This window comes from Nioella sp., assembly GCF_964229645.1.
In the GTDB taxonomy this organism is placed as follows: domain Bacteria; phylum Pseudomonadota; class Alphaproteobacteria; order Rhodobacterales; family Rhodobacteraceae; genus Nioella.
Genome location: NZ_CAXREX010000268.1, coordinates 1 through 8803, shown reverse-complemented (window position 1 = coordinate 8803; position 8803 = coordinate 1). Strand labels below are relative to the sequence as shown.

Below are 8803 nucleotides of genomic sequence, written 5' to 3'. Positions count from 1 at the left end.
GCGCCGGCCTTGCGAAGACCTTCCCGCATACACATGCGCGAGGCGATTTCGAAGGCGAGAACCGAGGAGTCCACGTCGTGGAACTTACCGTCGATCAGCGCAACCTTGAAGTCGATCACCGGGAAGCCTGCCAGCGGACCGGAGTCCATGACCGACTGGATGCCCTTTTCGACGCCGGGGATGTATTCCTTCGGAACGGCACCACCGACGATGCGGGATTCGAAGGAGTAGCCTTCGCCTGCTTCGGTCGGAGTGATCTCCAGCTTGACTTCTGCGTACTGACCCGAACCACCCGACTGCTTCTTGTGGGTGTAGGTGTGCGAGATCGGCATCGAGATGGTTTCCCGGTAGGCCACCTGGGGCGCACCGATATTGGCTTCCACCTTGAATTCACGCTTGAGACGGTCAACCAGGATGTCCAGGTGAAGTTCGCCCATGCCCTTCATGATGGTCTGACCGGACTCGAGGTCGGTCTCGACGCGGAAGGAGGGGTCTTCTGCTGCCAGGCGGGCCAGGCCAGCCGACATCTTTTCCTGGTCGCCCTTGGTCTTGGGCTCGACGGCGATTTCGATAACCGGATCGGGGAAGGTCATGGTTTCGAGAACCACAGGTTCCTTCGCGTCGCAGAGCGTGTCACCGGTGGTGGTGTCCTTCAGACCCGCCAGCGCGATGATGTCGCCTGCGAAGGCTTCCTCGATTTCCTCGCGGTTGTTCGAGTGCATCATCATCATGCGGCCGATGCGCTCGCGCTTGCCCTTGGTGGAGTTCAGGATCGAGTCGCCCTTCTTCATCACGCCCGAGTAGATGCGGGTGAAGGTCAGCGAGCCCACGAACGGGTCGTTCATGATCTTGAACGCCAGGCCAGCGAACGGCATGTTGTCGTCTGCACGGCGGGCGATGTTGCGGGTTTCTTCCTCGTCGCCGGGCTTGAAGCCCATGTAGTCGACCACGTCGAGCGGGCTCGGCAGGTAGTCGATCACGGCGTTGAGCAGGGGCTGCACGCCCTTGTTCTTGAAGGCCGAACCGCCCAGGACGGGCACGAAATGCAGTGCCAGGGTGCCCTTGCGCAGCAGGCTGCGCAGGGTGTCCACGTCGGGCTCTTCGCCTTCGAGGTACATCATCATGGCGTCGTCATCTTCTTCGACGGCCGCTTCGACCATCTTGCCGCGCCATTCATCGGCCATGTCCTTGAGCTCGTCGCGGATGTCTTCCTGAACCCACGATGCACCCAGGTCTTCACCCTTCCACAGCCACTCTTTCATGGTGACCAGGTCGATGAGGCCTTCCAGTTCGTTCTCTGCGCCGATCGGGATCGCGACGGGCACGGCGCGGGCGCCGGTGCGGTCTTCGATCATGCGAACGCAGTTGAAGTAGTCGGCACCGATCTTGTCCATCTTGTTGACGAACACGATGCGCGGAACCTTGTAGCGGTCGGCCTGGCGCCAGACGGTTTCGGTCTGGGGCTCAACGCCGGCATTGGCGTCGAGAACGCAGACAGCGCCGTCGAGCACGGCCAGGGAGCGTTCCACCTCGATGGTGAAGTCCACGTGGCCGGGGGTGTCGATGATGTTCAGGCGGTGCTTAGGCGTGTCGGCGGTAGCGCCATCTTCGGTGCGTTCCCAGAAGGTGGTGGTCGCAGCCGAGGTAATGGTGATGCCGCGTTCCTGCTCCTGCTCCATCCAGTCCATGGTTGCGGCGCCGTCGTGGACTTCGCCGATGTTATGGGACTTGCCGGTGTAGTAGAGAATGCGTTCGGAACAGGTGGTCTTGCCCGCGTCGATGTGGGCCATGATCCCGAAGTTCCGGTAACGGTCGAGCGGATATTCGCGTGCCATGGGTTTGGGTCCTTAGGCGTAGAAAGAGAAAACCGCCGGGGGAGAATTCCCCCGACGCGATTGCTTACCAGCGGTAGTGGCTGAAGGCCTTGTTGGCATCGGCCATCTTGTGGGTGTCTTCCCGCTTCTTGACGGCGGTCCCGCGACCGTTGACGGCGTCGACCAGCTCACCGGCCAGGCGCTCTTCCATCGTGTTCTCGTTGCGGGCACGCGATGCGGCGATCAGCCAGCGGATGGCGAGCGCTTCGCGGCGTTCGGGGCGAACCTCGACGGGCACCTGGTAGGTGGCACCACCAACGCGGCGGGAACGAACTTCGACAGCGGGTTTCACGTTGTCGAGCGCTTCGTGGAAGACTTCCACGGGGGCGCGCTTGAGGCGGGTCTCGACGCGATCAAGCGCGTTGTAGACGATGCGTTCTGCGACCGACTTCTTGCCGTCGATCATCAGGTTGTTCATGAACTTGGTCAGCACCGTATCGCCGAATTTGGCGTCGGGCAGAACTTGGCGCTTCTCAGCGGCGTGGCGACGGGACATCTGTTTATCCTCTTACTTGGGGCGCTTCGCGCCGTATTTCGAGCGGCGCTGACGGCGGTCCTTGACACCCTGGGTGTCGAGCACGCCGCGGAGGATGTGATAACGGACGCCGGGAAGGTCTTTCACACGGCCGCCACGGATCAGGACAACAGAGTGCTCCTGAAGGTTGTGGCTTTCACCGGGGATGTAGCTGATCACCTCGTAGCCATTGGTCAGACGGACCTTGGCCACTTTCCGCATTGCCGAGTTCGGCTTCTTCGGAGTGGTGGTGTAAACGCGGGTGCATACACCACGCTTCTGAGGGCAGGACTCCAGGTGCTGGGACTTGGAGCGCTTCACTTTGGGCTGCCGCGGCTTGCGGATCAGCTGTTGGATCGTCGGCATAGGGTCTCCCCGGTTTGCTCGTTCATGTCATCAGGCGCTTTCGCGAACGCGAAAACACCAATACCGCATGTGCCCCTTACCTACCTGGAGGACACAGCGGTGGAATTCTCAGAGGATCGGGGCACACAAAACGGCCCGGATCATGACCACTCAATTCTGTTTACCCGGCCCCCCATGCGCATAGACACACCTAGGCCAAGTGGCGCGCGGTATAGGGGGAATCGGATGGGGTGTCAACAGCCGCCCCGACGGCTGCGGGCACTCGGGATCAGAAGACCGAAAACAGGCTCCAGCCATAGGCCGATTTAAACTGGTCGATCAGCTCGACAATCGGGATTGCCACCAGGAATCCAAGCGCATCAAAGAGGTTGTTGCGCAACGACCGCGCGTTGAAGCTGACATCGGCAGCCGTGCGATAAAGCCGGGGGTTCGGCCAGAAGAAAGGCACGCGTTCTGCGTAGGCACGGTAGTCGTCCCCGAATTCGTGCAGAAGGAACCCCGCTTCCTTCTTCGCCGTTACGTAGAGAATGGCAAATGTCGCCCCGCCGATCAGGATCGCGAAGAACGCTGCGCCAAGCATCAGGCCGATCCCGGTCATCGCGATTGTAGAAAAGACATAGAGCGGGTTGCGTGTCATTGAATAGGGACCATCGGTCATCACCGTCTGGTTCTTGACCGCGCCGACGTAAAGGATCGACCAGAAGCGCCCGAAAACACCTGCCAGAAGAAACAGGATACCGATGGCTTCAACCACCTCGTGCTCGAACGTGCCGATCGCGAATTTCGGCTGAACGAACAGGATCAGGGGAAGGATCAGGATGAATACGGCGCGGAGAATGTAGATCCGCATCTTCTGGTTGACGGGGGTGCTGCGCGCTTGGTCCATCTTGGACTCCTTACACTGGGCCAGAGCTTCGCCCTAACGCCCGTTGCCCTGCCCCGGAATGCGGTGAATTGACTGACATCCGAAAGAGGCAGCCCGCTACCTTTCACGTGCACCGATCGTGGGCGCCGCGGCTACGGCCGTTGCCGTGGGCGATGCGGGGTTTCTGGCCTTTCTGCGGGCCACCTGGCGTTCCCGGATCAAGGTGAACACCCCGGTTGCCACGACGATGGCACTGCCCGCCAGGGTCGATGGCAGCGGCCAGTCACCAAAGACGAACCACCCCAGAAGCAAGGCCCATATCAGGGCGGTATAGCGGAAGGGGGCGACAAAGCCGATTTCGCCGACGCGCATGACCATGATCGAGAACAGATACCCGCCGATGATGAAAAGGGCCGCCCCCGCAACCAACCCCGCCGCGCGGGGCGTCACCGGCTCCCACCCTTGCCACAGCATGAGGAGGCCGCCGAAAGCGCCGACGGTTGCCGCCGTGATGACTGCCACCGCCATCGAGGGAACCTCGGACGAAAACTGACGGGTAAAAAGGTCGCGCGCCGTGACAAGGCAGACGGCCAGAACGGCGACAAGCGAATAGGCGTTGAACCCTTCGGTGCCCGGCTTCACGATCAGCAGCACCCCTGCAAAGCCCACCAGGATCGCCGCCAGGCGCCGCCAGCCAACGGGTTCGCGCAGCACCAGCGCACCCGCCAGCGTGACGGTGAGCGGCAAAGCGGCAAGGATCGAGGTGACATTCGCCAGCGGCATGTTCACCAAGGCCACGAGGAAGGCCACCATCGAGGCGATCTCGGCCACCGTGCGCCCGACCACCTTCCAGCGGTCCGCGGCGGGAATGCGCAGGCTGCGAAGCCCCATGGTGTAGGCCAGGGCAGAGATCGCCAGCGTGGTCAGGACTCCCCGAAGAAAGACGATCTGAAAGAGCGGCAGGTCTCCCGCCACCAACTTGACGCAGGCGTCGTTGAAGGTGAAAGCCGCCATGCTGCCCATCATCAGCAGCGCGCCTTTCAGATTTGGTGAGAGGATCATGCCCCGGCGTCGTCCGTATCGGCCCTGAATTTTCGCCACATGAGCGGAAGGACCTCCTCGGGGTCAAGTCCGAAACGTTCGGCCAGCAACGTTCTGGCCCTCGGCTTGCCAATCGGTTCGGCCCCCGGCGGGATGCTGCGGCCGGAGTCATTGTGCTGATGCAGGGTGCGCAGGAACATCATGTCCGTCGGATCGGACCAGAGCCGCACATGGGCCGCCAGACGGCGATGGTTCCAGCGAAAGATGTTGGATTGCGCGTCCGGTCGGGTGATCATCGCGCTGGCCAGGCCAAGCGGACCGATCTCGTGAAAATCGTGAAACGGCTGCTCTCGATCATTCAGATCCCAGTAAATGCCCCGATGAAAGGCCACCACGGCGGGGTTGTCCTCACCGGTCCAGCCAAGCGAGATCAGGCGATCGGCCACAACGCGGGTCTTTTCGATATAGTCGACGGCCACGGCATCATCATCGTCGATCCGGAACCCGGTGACGAAATCCGCCCCGTCGTCCAGTCCGCGCCGAAAGGCGCGCCGCGTCGCGTTGAGGGGACCGAGAGGTTCCAGGGCGCAGATCTGCAAGAACCCGTATTGCTCCGCCAGGCTCTTCAGCCGCTTGCGAAAGCGCATGGGCATTGAACTGCCAATCAGCACCACGAGACGAAAGTCCCCGTCTGTCTGGGCTGCCAGAGACGGCAGGCACAGTTTCTCGAAGAAGGCGAAACGCCGGTTCATTCGCGACTGGTCATAGAGCATGTCGGCCAGCCTATCCTGGTCGAGCTTCGATGCCTCGAACCCGCCTTCGCCAAGGTAGCTGAAGCGGCATACGCCGACGATCTGGTTCCTGACTGCCACGCCCCTGGCCCCTGCCCGTACCACTCACGGCAACAGCCTAGGGCAAAGCCCGCAGCCTGTGAATCCCCTGCCCCGAAAAGAAAACCCCCGGCGAACTGGTCGCCGGGAGTTTGGTGTGATGCAGAGGGGCGAGGATTATTCCTCGGCGGCGAACCCGTCTTCCGGGGCCTCCGGGGCTGCCAGGGCCGCCGCGGCTTCCGCCTCGGCCCGGGCTTCCTCGATCACCTTCATGTCGCGATCCTGGGCGATGCGGCGCACGCGCTGCGTGGCCCCACCGGTGCCCGCCGGGATCAGACGGCCGACGATGACGTTTTCCTTCAGGCCCACCAGCTTGTCGCGCTTGCCCTGAACCGAGGCCTCGGTCAGCACGCGGGTGGTTTCCTGGAAGGACGCCGCCGAGATGAAGGACCGGGTCTGCAGGCTTGCCTTGGTGATCCCCAGAAGGATCGGCTCACCGGTTGCCGGACGACCGCCCTTGGCAATCGCCTTCTCGTTGGCTTCGTCGAACTCCGCCTTGTCCACGTTTTCGCCTTTCAGCAGCGTGGTCTCGCCCGAGTCGAGGATCTCCCACTTTTGCAGCATCTGGCGAACGATCACCTCGATGTGCTTGTCGTTGATCTTCACGCCCTGCAGACGATAGACGTCCTGAACCTCGTCGATCAGGTAGTCGGCCAGCGCCTCGATACCCATGATCCGCAGGATGTCATGCGGCGCGGGGTTGCCATCCATGATGTAGTCGCCCTTCTGGACGAAATCGCCCTCGGCCACCGGGATGTGCTTGCCCTTGGGCACCATGTATTCGACCGGCTCCAGGCTGTCGTCGCCCGGAACAATCGAGATACGGCGCTTGTTCTTGAAGTCGCGGCCGAATTTCACGTAGCCATCGATTTCGGCGATGATTGCGTGATCCTTCGGACGACGGGCTTCGAACAGTTCCGCCACCCGCGGCAGACCGCCGGTGATGTCCTTGGTCTTGGCGCCTTCACGCGGGATACGCGCGACGACTTCACCGGCCTCGATCTTCTGACCGTCCTCGATCGACAGGATCGCGTCCACGGACATCGGATAGGTCACCGGGTTGCCCGCATCGTTGCGGATCGGCTCACCATCGTCGCCCAGAACCAGAATTTCCGGCTTGAGCTCGTTGCCTTTGGGGGCCGAGCGCCAGTCGGATACGATCTTCTGGGTCATACCGGTCGCATCGTCGGTCTCGTCACGCACCGAGATGCCGCTGATCAGGTCAACGAACTTCACGGTACCGGACTTCTCGGCGATGATCGGCAGGGTGAAGGGGTCCCATTCGAACAGGCGCTGGCCACGCTCGACCGACGCGCCTTCCTCGACGTGGATCTTGGAACCGTAGCCCGGCTTGTAGGCCGCGCGTTCGGCACCCTGATCGTCGACGATCGCGATCTGCATGTTCCGGCCCATGACGATCTGCTCGCCTGCCGAATTGGTCAGCAGGTTGGGGTTGCGGAACTCGATCTTGCCGGACTGTGCCGCTTCCTGGAAGGATTGCTGGCCACCCTGGGCCACGCCGCCGATGTGGAAGGTCCGCATCGTCAGCTGCGTGCCCGGTTCACCGATCGACTGAGCCGCGATGATGCCCACGGCTTCGCCCACGTTCACGCGGGTGCCGCGTGCCAGGTCGCGACCGTAGCAAGCGGCGCAGACGCCTTCTTCGGCTTCACAGGTCAACGGCGAACGGATGCGCATCGACTGGATGCCGGCAGCTTCCACTGCATCGGCCTTGCGTTCGTCGATGAGCTCGCCTTCCGCAAGGATCACCTCGTCGGTGCCCGGAACGACAACGTCCTCGCCGGAGGTCCGGCCAAGGATGCGCTCGGCCAGAGACGACACGACTTCACCGTCGCGGGTCGCGGCTTCTGCCGTGATCGTGTTCGAGGTGCCGCAATCCTGCATGCGCACGATGCAGTCCTGCGCCACGTCCACCAGGCGGCGGGTCAGGTAGCCGGAGTTCGCCGTCTTCAGTGCCGTATCCGACAGACCCTTACGGGCACCGTGGGTGGAGTTGAAGTACTCCAACACGGTCAGGCCTTCCTTGAAGTTCGAGATGATCGGGGTCTCGATGATCTCGCCCGAGGGCTTGGCCATCAGGCCGCGCATCCCGCCGAGCTGCTTCATCTGCGTGACCGAGCCACGCGCCTTGGAGTGAGCCATCATGTAAACCGAGTTCGGTTCCATTTCGGCGCCGTTTTCGTCCAGGCGGGTGGCCGAGATGGTGTCCATCATGGCCTGGGTCACCTGGTCGTTACACTTCGACCAGGCGTCGATCACCTTGTTGTACTTTTCGCCCTGGGTAATCAGGCCGTCCATGTACTGCTGTTCGAAGCCTTTGACCTGCTCGCGCACGTCATCGACGATCTCCCACTTGCTGTCGGGGATCACCATGTCGTCTTTGCCGAACGAGATGCCTGCCTTGAATGCTTCGCGGAAGCCCATGCCCATGATCTGGTCACAGAAGATGACCGACTCTTTCTGCCCGCAGTAGCGGTAGACGGTGTCGATGACCTGCTGCACTTCGCCCTTCTTGAGAAGGCGGTTGACCAGCTCGAAGGGGGCCTTGGCGTTGAGCGGCAGAAGCGAACCGAGCTTGAGACGGCCCGGCGTGGTCTCGTAGCGCTTGAGAACCTCGTTGCCTTCTTCGTCGATCTGCTTGATGCGCGCCGTGATCTTTGCGTGCAGGTGCAGTTCGCCTGCGTCCAGCGCGTGCTGAACTTCGTCGATATCGGCAAAGACCATGCCTTCGCCCTGCATGCCCTGGCGCTCCAGCGTCAGGTAATACAGGCCAAGAACCATGTCCTGCGAAGGAACGATGATCGGTGCGCCGTTGGCGGGCGACAGAACGTTGTTCGTCGACATCATCAGAACGCGCGCTTCCAGCTGTGCCTCAAGGCTCAGCGGCACGTGCACGGCCATCTGGTCGCCGTCGAAGTCCGCATTGAAGGCCGAACAGACCAGCGGGTGCAGCTGGATCGCCTTGCCTTCGATCAGCACGGGCTCGAACGCCTGGATGCCAAGACGGTGCAGCGTGGGCGCGCGGTTCAGCAGAACCGGATGCTCTCGGATCACCTCGTCGAGGATGTCCCACACTTCGGGGCGCTCTTTCTCGACCAGCTTCTTCGCCTGCTTCACGGTCGAGGACAGGCCCTTGGCCTCCAGCCGCGAGTAGATGAAGGGCTTGAACAGTTCGAGCGCCATCTTCTTGGGCAGGCCGCACTGGTGCAGCTTGAGTTCCGGGCCGGTCACG

At 62.2% G+C, this 8803-nt stretch carries 7 protein-coding genes; all 7 read right to left on the bottom strand.

Annotated features, from left to right (window positions below):
* A partial coding sequence (gene fusA, locus ACEQXV_RS17565) for an elongation factor G (protein ID WP_370270246.1) occupies nucleotides 1-1835 on the bottom strand: 1835 nt, incomplete at its 3' end.
* A 64-nt stretch (nucleotides 1836-1899) separates the two neighbouring features.
* Nucleotides 1900-2370 carry a 30S ribosomal protein S7 gene (gene rpsG / locus ACEQXV_RS17560; RefSeq protein WP_370251273.1) on the bottom strand — a complete coding sequence of 157 codons (471 nt, stop codon included), beginning with the start codon at nucleotides 2368-2370 and terminating at the stop codon, nucleotides 1900-1902.
* Between the two features lie 12 nt (nucleotides 2371-2382).
* The gene (gene rpsL, locus ACEQXV_RS17555; protein ID WP_071673925.1) at nucleotides 2383-2754 is read right to left on the bottom strand and encodes a 30S ribosomal protein S12; all 372 of its coding nucleotides are present in this window, start codon (nucleotides 2752-2754) and stop codon (nucleotides 2383-2385) included.
* A gap of 268 nt (nucleotides 2755-3022) precedes the next feature.
* Nucleotides 3023-3640, bottom strand: a complete 618-nt coding sequence (locus tag ACEQXV_RS17550; RefSeq protein WP_370251272.1) for an isoprenylcysteine carboxylmethyltransferase family protein — start codon at nucleotides 3638-3640, stop codon at nucleotides 3023-3025.
* A 96-nt stretch (nucleotides 3641-3736) separates the two neighbouring features.
* On the bottom strand, nucleotides 3737-4681 hold the full coding sequence (locus ACEQXV_RS17545) for a DMT family transporter (protein WP_370270244.1): 945 nt from the start codon (nucleotides 4679-4681) through the stop codon (nucleotides 3737-3739).
* On the bottom strand, nucleotides 4678-5532 hold the full coding sequence (locus ACEQXV_RS17540; protein ID WP_370270243.1) for a glycosyltransferase: 855 nt from the start codon (nucleotides 5530-5532) through the stop codon (nucleotides 4678-4680). Before ACEQXV_RS17540 ends, ACEQXV_RS17545 begins: the two co-directional genes overlap by 4 nt.
* Before the next feature lie 135 nt (nucleotides 5533-5667).
* On the bottom strand, nucleotides 5668-8803 hold a 3136-nt coding region (rpoC, locus tag ACEQXV_RS17535; protein ID WP_370270242.1), incomplete at its 5' end, for a DNA-directed RNA polymerase subunit beta'.

What these genes read in the sequence shown, in the direction of transcription:
- rpsG (WP_370251273.1), bottom strand. Translation starts at nt 2,370, where the DNA reads ATGTCCCGTCGCCACGCCGCTGAGAAGCGCCAAGTTCTGCCCGACGCC.
- rpsL (WP_071673925.1), bottom strand. Translation starts at nt 2,754, where the DNA reads ATGCCGACGATCCAACAGCTGATCCGCAAGCCGCGGCAGCCCAAAGTG.
- ACEQXV_RS17550 (WP_370251272.1), bottom strand. Translation starts at nt 3,640, where the DNA reads ATGGACCAAGCGCGCAGCACCCCCGTCAACCAGAAGATGCGGATCTAC.
- ACEQXV_RS17545 (WP_370270244.1), bottom strand. Translation starts at nt 4,681, where the DNA reads ATGATCCTCTCACCAAATCTGAAAGGCGCGCTGCTGATGATGGGCAGC.